This is a genomic window from Pseudomonas sp. ICBG1301, assembly GCF_016918385.1.
Taxonomy (GTDB): Bacteria; Pseudomonadota; Gammaproteobacteria; order Pseudomonadales; family Pseudomonadaceae; genus Aquipseudomonas; species Aquipseudomonas palleroniana.
In genome coordinates, this window is the sequence record NZ_JAEKGB010000015.1 from 54,920 (window position 1) to 70,018 (window position 15,099).

The following is a 15,099-nucleotide window of genomic DNA, read 5'->3' on the forward strand; positions in this document are numbered from 1 at the left end:
CGCCCGTTTTTGCTTTAGAGGACTTATCTCGTGTCCAACGCCGTTGCCGATCATCTCGTCTTGCTCGACCACCTGCGCAGCATCCTGGTTGCCGTCGGCGAAGCCGAACAGGTGCCTGAGGAAAGCCATGCGCTGTTCCTGGAGCGTTTCGACGAACTGCGCGCCCTGCTGCCGGTCGACCCCATCGAAAGCCAGTACCTGGGGCAGGACCTGATGAGTCAGGTCATCCTGCGCTACCCGCAAATTGCCCATCTGGTGCCACGCGACCTGCTGTGGTTCTTCGGCGGCGATTGCCTGCACTTCATGCCCGACGAAGAACTGGACATGTACCAGGCCCTGGAAGAGCGTCGCTATGAGGCCGAACAGAACGACGAACCGTTCGACTGGAACCAGGAAAAGCAGCTGCTTTCCATGCCTCAGGACCAGAGCAAGCACTGATCTTCAGGTGGGAGCGGGCTTGCCCTAATGCCAGTCAGTTAAGAGAACCTGCCACGACCAAACTCTGTAGTGAGCGGGCTTGCCCGCTCCCACATTTCGGACCCTGTTCCTACCGTCGACGCAATGTCGGCTCCGTCGCCATGCACTCCACCAGATAATCGATGAACACCCGCAACTTCGGCGGCAGATAGCGCGTCGGCGAATGCAGCAACCACGCCTCGCCGTGGTAGGACGCAATAAAATCCCACTCCGGCAACACCTGCACCAAGCGCCCCGCCTCCAACGCATGCCGCGCAGTGAAGTACGGCAAGCTGCCAATCCCCACATGCTGCAACACGGCGTCCAGACGCACCCCGGTATGGTTCGCCGCGTAGCGCCCACGCACGCCGACGGTCACAGCCTTGCTGCCCTGGCGGAATTTCCAACGGGAATCCCCCGGGGTTTCACCCAGGTAAATGCAACTGTGTTCCAGCAAATCATGGGGGTGCAACGGCGTCCCCTGCTCAGCCAGATAGTGCGGCGTAGCGCACAATAAATGCTCAATGGGCAACAACTGCCGCCCCACCAGGCCCGGCGGCGGGCTGTCGGTAATGCGGATGCTCAGGTCGACGTTGTCATCGATCAGGTCGACATGCCGATCTTCGAGGATCAACTGCACATCCACCTTGGGGTAGCGCCGCAAAAACTCCGGCATATGTGGGTGCACCACAAACCGCCCCACCGCCTTGGGCACGCTGACCCGCACCAGGCCCTCGGCCTCATGAGTGAATTGGCCGCTGATTTCCATCACCGAACGCGCCGCGCTGACCATCTCCCGGCAGCGCTTGAAAACCTCTTCACCCCCCTCGCTCAAGCGCAACTTGCGCGTGGTGCGTTGCAGAAGCCTAGTGGCCAGGGCTTGCTCCAGGCGCGAGATGCTGCGGCTCACCGCCGAGGGTGAAACACTCAGTTGCCGCGCAGCCTCAGAGAAGCTGCCGGTTTCGACCACCTTGACGAAAATCGCCATTTCGCCCAGCAACGGCAAAGGAAGATTGATGCTCATGACGCACAGGTCCATTGATATTTGAACGGATTATCACCCATCCGAGCACTATTTATACTGCTCACAGAACCCTGATGCGGATGTAACCCCATGACCGAGCGCCTATTCTTTACTCACGACCATCTGACAGCCGAACTTGAAGTGCTCGCCTGTACACCGCACGAAGATCAGTTTGCAGTCACCTTGCAATCGACGATTTTTCATCCCCAGGGCGGCGGCCAGCCGCACGACACCGGTTGGCTCGGTGAGAGCGCCGTACTGCGTGTTATCCAGGAAGCCGACCGCCTCGTTCACTACGTCGATAAACCCGTCGCGCTCGGAACCGTCACAGCACGGGTCGACGAACAACGCCGCGCCCTGCACACGCGCCTGCATTCCGCCGGGCATCTGATCGGTAATGCCGGGGAAAGCCTGGGCTGGATGCCGATCAAGGCGCATCACTGGCCGGGTGAAGGCAAAATCACCTTTATCCGCGGGGAGACAGCGCAAGCCATGGATCCCGAGTTGATTCAGCGGCAGATCGAGCAATGGATCGCCGCTGACTATGCCCGTCACATGACGCTGGAAGACGGCACACGGGAAGTCGGGTTCGGCGAGTTGCCGCCGTATGCCTGTGGCGGCACACATGTGCAATCGCTGAGCGAACTGGGCCAGGTAAAGATCCTGGCCCTGTCGGAAAAGAAAGGCGCGCTGTCGGTACGCTACAGCCTGGATTAAAGCGCAATCGCCCCCGCTCGCCCCGGCTCCACCACAAACGACTTAAGGGTCGAGACCGTGGCGCTGGGGTCGCGCGGGTCGCTGATCACCCGGAAGTTCGTCACCATCTTTTGCTCTTCCAGGGCCACCGATACGTAGCCACGTTGACGGCTGTCAAAGAACTTCACATGGGGATTGAGCGGCAGGATCTGCGTAAAGGCATCGAACGGTGGGCCGTCGGACGTCACTGACGTGCCGACGAATTCGGTGGCGACAACGGGCGAGTCCGGGTCACTGGCGTCAGCGTGCAGATCCGTGGTCCAGAACGAGTGGATATCGCCGCCCCAGAACACCGGGTTTTTCACCCGTCGGCGTTGAATCGACGCCAACATGCGCTCGCGGTTGGCCATATAGCCGTCCCACCCATCGGTCCAGCGTCCGGGCTTGTGGTTGGTCAGGTCGCGCTGAGTCAGCGGTGCCACCAGCAGGTCCTGGGCGATGACGTTCCACTGCGCCCGCGACTCGGCGAACCCTCGGTCCAGCCAGGCTTCCTGCTCCCAACCGAGCATCGTGCGATTGGGTGCGCGCAAGTCCGTGCACGTATTGTCGGCGACATGCCCCTGGTGACTGCCGTTGGCGAGAATGCAGGGCTGTTCCGAGCGGTACTGGCGCCCATCCAGTACATGGAAGCGCGCCAGCCGGCCGTAGTCCAGACGCCGATAGATGCGCATATCCGGACCTCTGGGCACGCTGCCGGCGCGCAGTGGCATATGCTCGTAAAAGGCTTGGTAGGCCGCCGCCCGTTGCTGCAGGAATTGCCCCACCGGTATTTTCGGGTCCTGGGACCAGCGATTGGCGTAGTCGTTCTGTACCTCGTGATCATCCCAGGTCGCCACGCTGGGCGCGGCGGCGTGCAAGGCCTGTAGGTCCGGGTCGGTTTTGTACAGCGCGTAGCGGTTGCGGTAATCGCTCAGGCTTACCGCGTTGCCACTGCCGTGGGGGCGAATGATCTTGCCCGAGTCCGGCGCGTAGGAACTGTCGTAGATGTAGTCGCCGAGGAAAAACACCAGGTCCGGTTGCTCGGCCGCGAGGTGGCGGTAGGCGCTGAAATACCCGCGCTCCCAATGCGAGCAAGACACAAACCCCACCCGTGCCGCAGCCATAGCCTGCAAGGGCGGCGCCGTATTCACCCGCCCTACCGGGCTCTGTGCCCCAAGCCCTTCGAACTGGTACCAATACGGCCTGCCCGCTTCCAGCCCCGCGACCTCGACATGCACTGAGTGGGCAAACCGTTCGGTCGCCATCACCTCGCCCTGCTTGACGATGCGCTTCATCGCCGCATCACTGGCCACCCGCCAACGCACCGGCACGGCGCGGCTCAACCCACCGCGTCCATCCACGGCATTGAACACGGGCGCCAGGCGCGTCCAGATCACAAAACCATCCGGCAACGGGTCACCCGATGCCACGCCCAGGGTAAACGGGTAGTCCACCCCGGCACTGCGCGCAAAGGGGCTGAGGATCGAAAATGCCGTCGCCACCGCCAGCCCGGAGAGTACCCGGCGGCGGCCATGGTCCACCGCGCCGCTCACAACCGGCGCTCCCAGTCGTCACGCACGGTGGCAAACCCGAGCAAGTCCTCATACACGCCATTTTTGAGAAACGCCTGACGCAGGCAGCCCTCATAGCGCAGTCCGATTTTCTCCATGACCCGCGCCGACTCCTGGTTGCGACCAAAGCACTGGCTGCCCACCCGTTGCAACCCCAGTTCGACGAAGCCGAAGTCGGTCACTGCACTCGCCGCTTCCGCGGCATAACCCTGATTGCGACAGTGCGCCGCCACCCATCCGCCGAGGTGTCCATAGTGATGTCGAGAGTTGATACGCAGGCTGACGATACCGATCAATTCGCCGGTTGCCTGGACATGCATGCCCAGGCTCAGCAACTCGCCGGCACGATATTTTTCTGCGCTCCCGGCAATAAAAAGCTGCGCAGTTTCCAACGTGTAAGGCACTGGAATATTGGCGGTGTTATCCGCGATTTTCGGCCCGTTGGCGAGCGTGGAGAGTATCTCGGCCTGGTCCGGCTCCAGTGCCCGCAGGAGTAAACGCGGCGTGGACAAATGAGGCAGTTCAGTCGACATACGGGGCGGCTCGCGAAATAAATGCACAAGAGTGTACGGCCTTCGTGTCAATTTCATTACGTCACAAAACTGCAAGGTAACTCTTCTGAAAGACTCGTCCTAGAGCCTTCAAACCGTAAATTTTTGTTAACCGTTCGGTCATTTTTGACTGTTAGCGTGTCGCCCCTAATTCAATAACGGGGTAACGGAATGAGAACCTGGGATGAACCCAAGAAACGCAAGGCACACATCGAGTTGATCCCAATGATCGACGTGATGATGTTCCTCCTGGTGTTTTTCGTACTGGTGAGTCTGAACGTGATTCCGGCACTCGGCATGAAGACGCAGTTGCCCAGCGCCAGCAGCTCGCAACAACTCAAGCCGCAGAACAAATTCATCCTGACGCTGGGCCTGGCAGGCCAACTGCAACTCGACGGCAAAGACCTCACGGTCGACGCCTTGGTACCGGCCCTGAAGGCCGCTGAAAAGCCCGATACCAAGTCGACGATCATCGTCAACAGCGACAAAGGCGTCGAGGTTGCGCGCCTGGTGGAAGTGATGGACACCCTGCGCCAGGGTGGCTTTACCTCCGTCTCCATCGCCACGCGTAAGTCCTGACCATGTATGTATTGTTTCGTGCGCGTCAGCTGCTGGGCAGTGTCCCGGCCCTGATCGCCCTGGTGCTGATTGCCTTGGGCATCCAGTCCCAGCCCCTGAAGATCCAGCCTCAGTACGATGAATCGGCAGTCGAGCTTGCCCTGGTCGAGCCGGAGCCCGAGGTGGTGCCTGAACCCGTGGTGGAGCAAGAACCGCCACCACCGGTGATCGAGGATGAAGAAGCCGAACCGGCCCCGCCGCCACCGCCGCCCAAGCCGCTGCCCAAACCTGAACCCAAGCCCAAGCCGCTGCCCAAACCCAAACCCGTGGTGGCCGCCAAGCCAACGCCCGCACCCGCGCCAGTAGCCACCGTCGCCGCCAAGCCGGTGCAGGCCGCCGTCGCACCGACACCCGCACCGCCTGCGCCACCGGCACCGCCCAAGGTGGATGGCCAGGCATTGGAAGGTGGTTACCTCAAGGGGCTGCGCAACGAGCTGGACACTTACAAGCAATACCCCACCGGGCGCCAGGCGTCCCTCGAGCGCCCCAGTGGCGAGGTGGTGGTCTGGCTGATGGTGGATCGACAAGGCCGCGTCCTCGACTCCGGGATCCAGACCCCGGCACCGAGCATGCTGCTCAACCGGGCCGCTACCAATAGCCTGCGCCGCATCAAGCAGGTCAAGCCGTTCCCCGAACAAGCCTTCGGTGGACGCAACGAGCAACGCTTCACCGCCACCTTCAACTACAGCGTGCAATAAGCACCCGACACCAGGACGACAGTGATGAGGTTCACACGTATTCATCTGGCACTCGTTGCCGCAACGAGCATGACCCAGGGCTGGGCCATTGCAGCTACCAGCGACAGTGACGTCGGGACGATTGGCGTACAGGGCAAGGCGACCGCTGGGGGCGGTTACATGGTCCCGGAAGAAAGCGCCAAGGGCCGCTCGACCATCACCAAGGAAGCGTTGGACAAGCAAACCGCCACCGGCAACGCCATCGACAAACTCAAGTACACGCCGGGGCTGAATATCTCCAGCGAAGACAACACCGGCCTCTCCGGTTTCCGCTTTACCATGCGGGGCATGAACTCCGACCAGGTGGGCATGTCGGTGGACGGTATGCCGATCAACGACTCCGGCAATTACGCGCTGTACTCCAACCTGCTGGGCGACCCGGAAAACATCGACCAGATCTTCGTCACCCAGGGTTCCTCGGAGGCGGACGGCCCGCATATCGGTTCCAGCGGCGGCAACATCGGCATCGTGACGATCCGCCCGACCAAGGAAACCGGGGCGTTCGTCAAGCAGGTCGTGGGCAGCAACGCCACCCGCAAGACCTTCGCCCGCCTCAACACCGGCGAGGTCAACGGCCTGAGCAACTGGCTCTCGGTGTCCCACACTGAAGGCGATATGTGGCGGGGCTCGGGCGCCGTGCGCGCGGACAAAGTGGAGTGGAACAGCTTCTTCGATGCCGGCAACGGCAACACCGCGAACCTGATCCTCAAGTACCACGAGCAGGACAACAACAGTTACAGCCAGCTGACCAAGGCGCAGTTCCAGCAGTACGGCCGCAAATACGACCCGTACGCCGCGACGCCGGCCCTGGGCAGCAACGGCAAGGTCAACAACTACTACGCCTTGGCGCAGAACCCGTTCCAGACCTTTACCGGCGTGCTCAACACCCAGTTCAAGCTGGCCGACAACCTGTCGCTGTCGGTCATCCCGTATTACTACTGGGGTAATGGCAGCGGTGTCGGCTCCTCTTCCTATGCGCTGAACCGTGGCTCCAACCAGGGCGGCGTTTTCGATCTGGGCAACCTGCCGACCGCCGCCCAGTACAATGCCGATGGCTCCTCCACCAGCGGCGTCTACTATCGCCCTTCACGCACCCAGACCTGGCGCCCGGGCATCACCACCAAACTGAACTGGGACCTGGGCGACCACAGCCTGCAATTCGGCTACTGGTACGAGCGCGCACGCCAGAGCCAGACCCAACCGTTCATTGCCCTCAAGAACAGCGGCAAGCCAAGCGACACCTGGCCGGATGGCTCGTCCGTGGTCGACGCCAACGGCAACACCGTTCAGGGTCGCGACCGCTTCACCGTGACCCCGGCGCAAAAAGTCTGGGCCCAGGACACCTGGTTCATCAACTCGGACTGGACCCTGATAGCCGGCCTGGCTTACATGAACGTCGAGCGCGACGGCACCAACCATGGCAGCCTCACCGAACAACCGGAAAAGCGTAACCAGACCTACAACAAGCTGCTGCCCAACGCGGGCCTGAAATACCAGCTCGACGAACGTGACCAGTTGTTCTATAGCCTGTCGCGCAACATGCGCGTACCGCAGAACTACGTGCTGTACGACAAAGGCGCCGACTCGATCAACTCCAAGCCGGAAACCAGCTGGAACCACGAACTGGGCTGGCGCTACACCGCCGACGACATGACCCTGGCCGCCACCCTGTTCTACATGGATTTCAAGAACCGCCAGGTATCGTCCAAGGACATCAACGGCGACTTCGCCGACATCAACGCCGGTTCCGTCACCAACAAGGGCCTGGAGTTGGAATGGAGCGGCCTGCTGCCTAACCACTTCAACTACTACACCTCCTACACCTACACCAAGGCCGAACAGCAAGATGACCTGACCGTCTACAACGCGGGCAAAGCCATCGTGTTGCCCACCAGCGGCAAGCAGTTCGCCAACGTGCCCAAGAACATGCTGGCAGCCAACATCGGTTATGACGATGGGCGCTTCTACGGCACCTTCGGCGGAAAATACACCAGCCAGCTCTATGGCGACCTGACCAACGATGAATCCATCTCCGGCCGCACCGTGTTCAACCTCGGCGCCGGCATCTACCTGCCGGTGGACAAGAAAGTGGTCAAGGACGCGACCCTGCGCCTGAACGTCGACAACCTGTTCGACAAGAAATACCTGGACGGCGTGTACACCACCAAGACCAATTCGGCGAGCTACAGCGGCTTCCGCGATGGCGACCCGGCTTACATCGTAGGCGTGGACCGTACCGTCACGGTTTCCCTGGAAGCGAACTTCTAATTGCGAGGCTACAGATCATGGACATGAACCTGCTTCACGCCATCACCTTTTATGTAATGTACGCCGCCATGGCGATTGCGATCTTTATCACCATCGAACGCGGCATCTACTTCGCCTATGTGCGTCGCCAGGCACGTGCCTTGACCGAAGTGCTCGGTGCCAACGTGCACAGCGAACGCGACCTGCCGCAGGCGCTGACCCGCCGCGCCAGCCTGCCGCTGAACATGGTACTGCCGATCCTGGCACAGAAGGCCGCCCATGGTTCGCGCAAGGACCTGGATGACGAGATCGACACCCAGTACCTCAAGACCCGTGCACCGCTGTCGCGCAGCCTGTGGATCATCGAGACCATCACCACCGCCGCGCCGCTGCTGGGCCTGTTGGGCACCATCCTGGGCATCATCGACACCTTCAAGGCACTGGCCACGGCCGGCGTATCCGACCCGGGCCAGATCTCCGGTGGTATCGGTACGGCCTTGTTCGCCACCGGCCTGGGGATTGCCATTGCGCTGTTCTGCGTGGTGTTCCATAACTTCTTCCAGGACAGCCTGGAGCGCATCAACGATCAGTTGAAGATCCTGCTGATCCGCGCCGCCACCGGCGCCCGTGTCCAGGGTGAAGTCCCGCACCTGGTGCCGACGCCGCTGCACACCCGCACGGCATGACCTTCAGGGCGGGCGCGTGATGCGCCCGCCGTTCTTTCTGTTCGATGAGACGCCCATGCACCTATCCATGAAATTGCGTATCGCAGGCCTCGCCGGCGTGCTCCTCAGTCCGCTTGCCCAAGCGGACTTTTCAATTCCGGGGTTTGAACTGGTGCACACCGTACCGGTGGATACTGCGTTGGGTACGGCTGACCTGCGTCAGCCTGGTCCGGTGTGGATCGAGCTGTTCGACGGTGCGACAACGACCATTGATATCGGCCAGTTCTACGCCGCCGACCACCCAGGCTCAGTGATGGACACCGTGATCCAGCACCTGGAAGCCGCCGGCAAACGCGGTGTGAAGATTCGCTTCCTGCTTGAAGAAAAAGGCATCAAGTTATCGGAAGCCTCCACCCTGGAACGCTTGCGCGCCATTCCTAACCTGACCTTCCGCGTATTGCCCTACGGGCAAGTGAGCGGCGGCATCATCCACGCCAAATACCTGGTGGTGGACGGTAAACAGGCGTTTGTCGGTAGCCAGAATTTCGATTGGCGTTCACTGGAACATATCCACGAAACCGGCCTGCGCATCAGCGATGCGACCGTGGTGAGCCAGGTCCAGGCGATCTTCAACCAGGACTGGAAAGCCCAGGCCGCCCTCGCCGACCACAAACCCGTGCCCCTGCCGGTCACCGGCCAGGAACCTGCGCGCACCGGCAACTACCTAGTCGCCAGCCCGCAACGCTACAACCCACCGGGCGTGGGCGATTCACAACTGGAGCTGCCACGCCTGCTGAGCGAGGCGAAGAAAGAAGTGCGCGTGCAACTGTTGGACTATGCGCCGTTGTCCTATGGGCCGGATCGCACCCGCCCCTACTACGCCGTGATCGACAACGCCGTACGCGCCGCCGCCGCACGTGGGGTGTCGATCAAATTGATGGTGTCCAACTGGAACACCGACACGCTGGAACTGCCCTATCTCAAAAGCCTGGCCGTATTGCCGAATGTCGAAATCAAGATCGTCACGCTGCCCGAGGCCAAACAAGGCTTTATCCCCTATGCGCGGGTGATCCACAGCAAGACCATGGAGATCGACGGGCAGGTGGCGTGGGTCGGTACGAGCAACTGGCTCGGCGGCTACTTCGACAACTCGCGCAACCTGGAAGTGGTGATGCACGACAACGCGATGGCCAAGCGAATTGGCGAGTTGCATGAGCAGTTGTGGGATGGGCCATATGCCAAGGCGCTGGAGGTCATGGCTCAGTATCCGGAGCCACACCCAGGCAAGCCTTGACCTGAAATGTGATTCAACGCCCCCCTCCCACATTTGAGTCTTTATTGCCCTGACACCTGAGTACGATATTTCCCACACCAAGGCCTCCCTATAGCGACCTTGGTGATGGTAGTGTGTAGAAATGTTTCTGACTTATTGATCAGAAACCTCTTACTCACTATCTGCAAAGGAATGCCTCTGACAATGCACTTTCCACTCAAAAAACTGGTAGCCGCCACCCTGTTCGCAGCCAGCCTCTCGGCAGTCACCACACCCGCTTTCGCCAACCTCAGCGCCGAACAAAGCGCGACGATCATCAAGCATTTCAACGAAGCGCCGGCCACCGATTTCCGGGGTTTCCTCGGCACCCTGTCCAAGGGCGAGCTGGCGAAAACCGATGATGTCGGCCCGGCCATCGAGACCTTCCTGGCCAACAAACCGCTGAGCGCCGACCAGCAGAACGAAATCAATCGTCTGCTCGGTATTTACACGCGGGTGAAGTACGGCAAGGCCGCCCTGGAAACCCTGCGCGAGCTGGTGGAAATCCCGACGTTCAATGTCGACGGCCTGCCGCAGTACAAGAACCCGGAATTTCTCAAGATCGCCGACAAGATCCAGAGCCTGGCCAAAGCGTTCAATCTGAATTTCCGCAACGTCGACAACCGCGTCTATGAAATCACCCTGGAAGGCAGCGGTGACGAAGTGGTGGGCATCCACGCCCACGCCGACGTGGTGCCCGTAACGCCGGAAAACTGGGTGCTCAAGGACGGCACCAAACTCGACCCGTTCAAAGTCACGCTGATCGGCGACCGCATGTATGGTCGTGGCACCGAGGATGACAAGAACGGCATCGTCGTGGCCATGTACGCCATGAAAGTGATCAAGGAAGAAAAGCTGCCGCTGGCGCGCAACTTCAAGTTGCTGGTGGACACGACTGAAGAAACCTCCGGCGATGCGATCCCGTACTACTTCGAACACAACCCGGTTCCGCAATACAACCTGGCGCTGGATGGCGGCTACCCGGTGGTGATTGCCGAGAAAGGCTACGGCACGGTGATGGCGACCTTCCCGGTGCGCAAAGGTGAAGGCAAAGGCGCCGAGATCATTTCGATGACCGGCGGCATGGCCACCAACCAGATTCCTTCGGTATCGGTGGCCACTCTGGTCAGCGACAAGCCGGCTGAACTGGCGACCAGCCTGGAAAAAGCCGGCGTTGAATACGCCAAGCAGAATGGCGGCGACTTCGAGGTGGCGGCCAAAGTGGTCGGCAACGAGGTCAAGCTGACGGTGACCGGCGTGTCCGCTCACTCCTCTAAACCGGAATCCGGTGTGAACCCGGTGGCGCGCATGCTGGTGCTGATCCACAGCCTGGACGGCAAGATCGCCCTCAAACACAACCACATCACTGATGCCGCGCGATATGCCGCCGACAACTGGGGCCTGGATTACCTGGGCGGCAAATTGGGCGTGGGCTTCTCCGACCCCTTCATGGGGCCGCTGACCACCTCGCTGACCTTTGTCGGCCAGGATGCCAAAGCCTTCAAACTGGCGGTGAACCTGCGCGTGCCGAAGGGCAAGACGCCGGAAGTGCTCAAGGCCGAAATCGCCGACAAACTCAGCGCCTGGGACAAGCAATCCAAGGTCAAGGTGGACTTTACCTACTCGGTGGCCGAGCCGATGTACCGCAACCCTGAAGGCGAATGGGTGAAAGCCTTGCTCGCCGTGGCCAGCGAAAACCTGGGCATGGAACACAAGTTCGGCACTTCGCCCGGCGCGACCTCCGTGCACGAATTGCCCAATGGCGTGCAATTCGGCCTGGCGCGCCCGGAAGTCAAATACACCGGGCACACGGACGGCGAGTTCAAGAGCGTCGAGCAGTTCCTGCTCGACCTGCAGATCGTCACCGAAATGATGGGCCGCGTCGGGCAACTGCCCAAGCTCTGAGGCGATTTGAGCCCGCCACAACGGCGGGCTCAACGCATCAGGATATCTTCGAAGAACCCACCGATGGGCAGCACGGGGTGACAAAGCTGGATCTCCAGCACCCACACCATTTCGCTGGGGGTGATAGCCAAGTCAGCCAGTTCCTTGTTCCCGAACAACGCATGGGGAAAATCCGCAATGCGGTGGCCGGCCAGGTTGCGTGACAGCCGCCAGCCTTTGTCCACGGCGCGGCGTTCGGCAAAGTCATACAGTTCACAGCCGGTCATGCCTCGCAGCCAGGCTTCGCGGGTTTCATCGAAGACTTCATGCAACACCTTGCGGCACTCCAGGTGCAACGGCGCCTCGCCGAAGACAAAGGTATTGCCGTAGTCGCCTTCATAGCCGTCCCAGACCGGGCCAAGGTCCACCACCACGATGTCGCTGGGGCGCAATGTGCGCAGCGGGTCGATGCCTTCCCGGGATGGGCGCACCGTATCATCGCCAAAGCGGATGTAGGTGGGATGCCAGGTATGTGAGGCACCCATGGTTTGCAATTGCTGGGCGGCCATTTCGAGGGCGGCACCCGTGGTCATGCCCACCTTCAGTTGGCTGGCGATCGCGGCCAGTGCACGCACACTTTTCTCACGTGCCGCGAGCATGCCGTCGAGGGAATAGCGCGGCCCGACTTTTTCCCAGGTTTGATCCAGGTTGTCGAGCAGCGTATCGGCGCCGGACTGGCCACTGGGCACAAAGGCCTCTGCGATAAACCGATGGGCCGGCAAGCCCGCGTCCAGGCAAGCTGCACGCGCCTGGTTGATCATTACGCTATTGCCGCAGGCATACACCTGAGCCGCCTCCCAGGCGTGCCCATGGCTCAGCGCAACCTCCTGCACCCTGCCCTCGGTTGCCAGTACCGGGTGCCAATGAAAATGCGCAGAGTCGATGACCGCCTGATCCAGGAATGCGCGGTCGTAGAAATCTGCCGCCTGTGCGCCGCCCCAGTAAAACGTCACCGGCACATCCTGTTGCAGGGCGGTCAGCAAGATCGGCTTGATACCCGCGTAGCCGGTGCCCGTGGCGAACAAGACCACAGGCGCAGCGGCATCGTCCTGCCAGGTGCAGGCACCAAAAGGCCCTTCCAACTGCAACAGATCGCCGGCCTCGAGGTCATCCAGAAGCGTCTCGGAAAACAGCCCGCCGCGCACCCGGCGAATCTGAAACACCAGGCGCCCATCGCCTTCGGCCGGCAGGTTGGCGATCGAGAAGCAGCGCGAGTCACCGCCGACCAGGCGAAATTTGAGGTACTGGCCCGGCCGCACGGCCAATGGCTTATCCGGCATCAGGACCAACTCCGTGATATCGGCGCTGAGTGCGCGCTTGCCCAGCACCGTCGCCTCGACAACCAGCGCGGGCGTGTCCAGCGACCAGCCGGGAATTTCCAGGCGCATATCGGCGCACGCATGACTTTGGCACAACAGCATTTCATTGGCCGCCAGAGGGAAGCATGGCGCAGGGGCGCCGGGCGCCAGTGGCTTGGCCCGGTAGTGCCCCGCAGTGACGATGACCTTGCAGGATCCGCACGCGCCGCGACGGCAGGAAAACGGAACGGACAGGCCGCTGGCAAGCATCGCGTCCAGCAATAGCTCGTCACCGGCTTCAAAGGTTTTCCCCGAGGGGGCGAGTTCGATGACATGGCGTGTATTCATAAAGACCTCGGGGTGAGTGAGGCTTGATTGTTGCGCTAGACTAGGCCCATTAGAAACCTCCAGTTTTGGATACTTCAGATGGTCCAGATGCGTAAATGGCGTCCGTTGCTCAAGTTGGATGAAAACACCCGCCAGGCCTCCTATCGCAAGATCGCCGAGGGCCTGGTGGCTGCGATCGTCGACGGGCGTCTGTCGCCGGGCACGCTGCTGCCGGGCACGCGAGAAATGGCGCAGTTGCTCGACGTCAACCGCAAGACGGTCATCCTGGCCTATGAAGAAGCCCTGACCAAAGGCTGGCTGATCAGCGAGCCGCGACGTGGGACGTTCGTCAATACGCAACTGGCGCCCACGCCAACGCCGCGCGGCGCACAACAGTCTTTTGCCCCGCCATTGCTGGAACAAGCGAACGTCGCGTACTTCACCCAGAACGCCCAGGTGATCGCCCTGCAACATCGGCACGACGCGCTGTTTTTCGATAACGGCGCCTGCGACCACCGCTTGCTGCCCCAGGCCGTGCTGCATCGCTACTACCGCAACGCGCTGCGCAACAGCTTTACGTCCAACTGCGTGCGTTACGGTAGCGAAGGCACCGGCTATGAATTGCGTTGCGCACTGGCGCAGATGTTGCGCAATAACCGTGGGTTGGCCGTCAACGCCGAGAATATCTGCCTGACCCCAGGCACTCAGGTATCGCTGTTCCTGACCGCCGGCCTGCTGATCCAACCGGGGGACGTGGTGCTGGTAGAACGCTTGAGCTATCCCCCCGCGTGGGAAATCTTCCGCAAGCTCGGGGCGCAATTGGTCATGGTCGATATGGACGACGAAGGCTGTCGAACGGACCACATCGAGCGGCTATGCCACATACACAATGTGAGGATGATTTACCTCACGCCGCACCATCAATTCCCCACCACCGTGAGCCTGCATGCAGCACGTCGACAACAGCTGCTGGCACTGGCGGCGCAGCACAATTTCTGCGTGATCGAAGAAGACTACGACCACGAATACCATTTCAACGGGCGGCCGTACTTGCCATTGGCCAGTGATCACGCACAACGTCATGTGATCTATATTGGCTCGTTATCCAAAGCGTTGGGCGCAACCTTTCGTTGCAGCTACGTCGTCGCCCCCGCCAGCGTGATTGAAATGTTGCAGAGGAGCGCGGCATTGGTGGTGGGAGACAGCGACGCGGTCGCGCAGAAGATGCTGGCCGACCTGATCAACCAGGGCGAATTGAAGAAACACCTGCGCCGCGTTTCAAAAGAATACGCCGCGCGTCGGGAGGTGCTGCAGAGCTGCCTGCAGGAGGCATTTGGCGACCGTATCCGGGTACGCGAGCCGGAGGGTGGTCTCGCGCTCTGGGTGCGGTTCGAGGATGACACCGACGTCGATCAACGGGTCAACGCCGCCCAGGGCCAAGGCGTGGTGGTGCGCAGCGCCCGTCAGTTTTCGCCGATGAACCTGCCGGGAAAATGCCCTGCGCCTGGGTTTTGCCTCACTGGATCGGGATGAGATCCGTCAAGCCACGCAGCGGCTGGCAAGGGTGCTTAACGCGCACAAATAAAAACGCCGATCATTGCTGATCGGCGTTTT

The 15,099-nt window shown here is 61.1% G+C and carries 12 protein-coding genes and 1 pseudogene; 9 read left to right on the forward strand and 4 right to left on the reverse strand.

Annotated features, from left to right (window positions below; genetic code table 11):
* Positions 1-30 precede the first annotated feature (30 nt).
* Positions 31-438, forward strand: a complete 408-nt coding sequence (locus tag JBE38_RS25890; protein ID WP_060756949.1) for a PA2817 family protein — start codon at positions 31-33, stop codon at positions 436-438.
* A gap of 109 nt (positions 439-547) precedes the next feature.
* Here the strand turns inward: JBE38_RS25890 and JBE38_RS25895 are convergent, their stop codons facing one another.
* Positions 548-1,480, reverse strand: a complete 933-nt coding sequence (locus JBE38_RS25895; protein WP_090365903.1) for a LysR family transcriptional regulator — start codon at positions 1,478-1,480, stop codon at positions 548-550.
* A gap of 90 nt (positions 1,481-1,570) precedes the next feature.
* On the opposite strand from JBE38_RS25895, the gene JBE38_RS25900 reads away from it, so the two are divergent.
* Complete coding sequence (locus JBE38_RS25900) at positions 1,571-2,197, forward strand: alanyl-tRNA editing protein (protein WP_205345449.1); 627 nt, start codon at positions 1,571-1,573, stop codon at positions 2,195-2,197.
* Here the strand turns inward: JBE38_RS25900 and JBE38_RS25905 are convergent.
* Together JBE38_RS25905 and JBE38_RS25910 are read right to left on the reverse strand one after the other, a co-directional pair.
* The gene (locus JBE38_RS25905) at positions 2,194-3,768 is read right to left on the reverse strand and encodes an alkaline phosphatase D family protein (RefSeq protein WP_090365906.1); all 1,575 of its coding nucleotides are present in this window, start codon (positions 3,766-3,768) and stop codon (positions 2,194-2,196) included. The genes JBE38_RS25900 and JBE38_RS25905 overlap by 4 nt on opposite strands.
* Positions 3,765-4,319 (reverse strand): GNAT family N-acetyltransferase, encoded by a 555-nt coding sequence (locus JBE38_RS25910; protein WP_090365907.1) that lies wholly within the window; start codon positions 4,317-4,319, stop codon positions 3,765-3,767. The genes JBE38_RS25905 and JBE38_RS25910 overlap by 4 nt, the downstream gene beginning before the upstream one ends.
* 189 nt (positions 4,320-4,508) lie before the next feature.
* Here JBE38_RS25910 and JBE38_RS25915 point away from each other — a divergent pair, with 189 nt between their 5' ends.
* From JBE38_RS25915 to JBE38_RS25940, 6 genes are all read left to right on the forward strand, one after another.
* Positions 4,509-4,916, forward strand: a complete 408-nt coding sequence (locus tag JBE38_RS25915; RefSeq protein ID WP_060757004.1) for an ExbD/TolR family protein — start codon at positions 4,509-4,511, stop codon at positions 4,914-4,916.
* Positions 4,917-4,918: 2 nt separating this feature from the next.
* Positions 4,919-5,653: an energy transducer TonB family protein gene (locus tag JBE38_RS25920; RefSeq protein WP_205345450.1), complete on the forward strand. Its 735-nt coding sequence runs from the start codon at positions 4,919-4,921 to the stop codon at positions 5,651-5,653.
* Positions 5,654-5,677: 24 nt separating this feature from the next.
* The gene (locus tag JBE38_RS25925) at positions 5,678-7,960 is read left to right on the forward strand and encodes a TonB-dependent receptor (RefSeq protein WP_205345451.1); all 2,283 of its coding nucleotides are present in this window, start codon (positions 5,678-5,680) and stop codon (positions 7,958-7,960) included.
* Positions 7,961-7,977: 17 nt separating this feature from the next.
* Entirely contained in the window at positions 7,978-8,625 is a 648-nt protein-coding gene (locus tag JBE38_RS25930; protein ID WP_060757007.1) for a MotA/TolQ/ExbB proton channel family protein, read from the forward strand.
* Positions 8,626-8,680: 55 nt separating this feature from the next.
* The gene (locus JBE38_RS25935) at positions 8,681-9,898 is read left to right on the forward strand and encodes a phospholipase D-like domain-containing protein (RefSeq protein ID WP_205345452.1); all 1,218 of its coding nucleotides are present in this window, start codon (positions 8,681-8,683) and stop codon (positions 9,896-9,898) included.
* A gap of 183 nt (positions 9,899-10,081) precedes the next feature.
* Positions 10,082-11,821, forward strand: coding sequence for a dipeptidase (locus JBE38_RS25940; RefSeq protein WP_205345453.1), 1,740 nt, complete (start codon positions 10,082-10,084; stop codon positions 11,819-11,821).
* A gap of 29 nt (positions 11,822-11,850) precedes the next feature.
* Here JBE38_RS25940 and JBE38_RS25945 read toward each other — a convergent pair whose 3' ends face one another.
* Positions 11,851-13,506 carry a M24 family metallopeptidase gene (locus JBE38_RS25945; protein ID WP_205345454.1) on the reverse strand — a complete coding sequence of 552 codons (1,656 nt, stop codon included), beginning with the start codon at positions 13,504-13,506 and terminating at the stop codon, positions 11,851-11,853.
* Between the two features lie 78 nt (positions 13,507-13,584).
* On the opposite strand from JBE38_RS25945, the pseudogene pdxR reads away from it, so the two are divergent.
* Positions 13,585-15,070 (forward strand): annotated as a pseudogene (gene pdxR, locus JBE38_RS25950) (MocR-like pyridoxine biosynthesis transcription factor PdxR).
* The last annotated feature ends 29 nt before the right edge of the window (positions 15,071-15,099 follow it).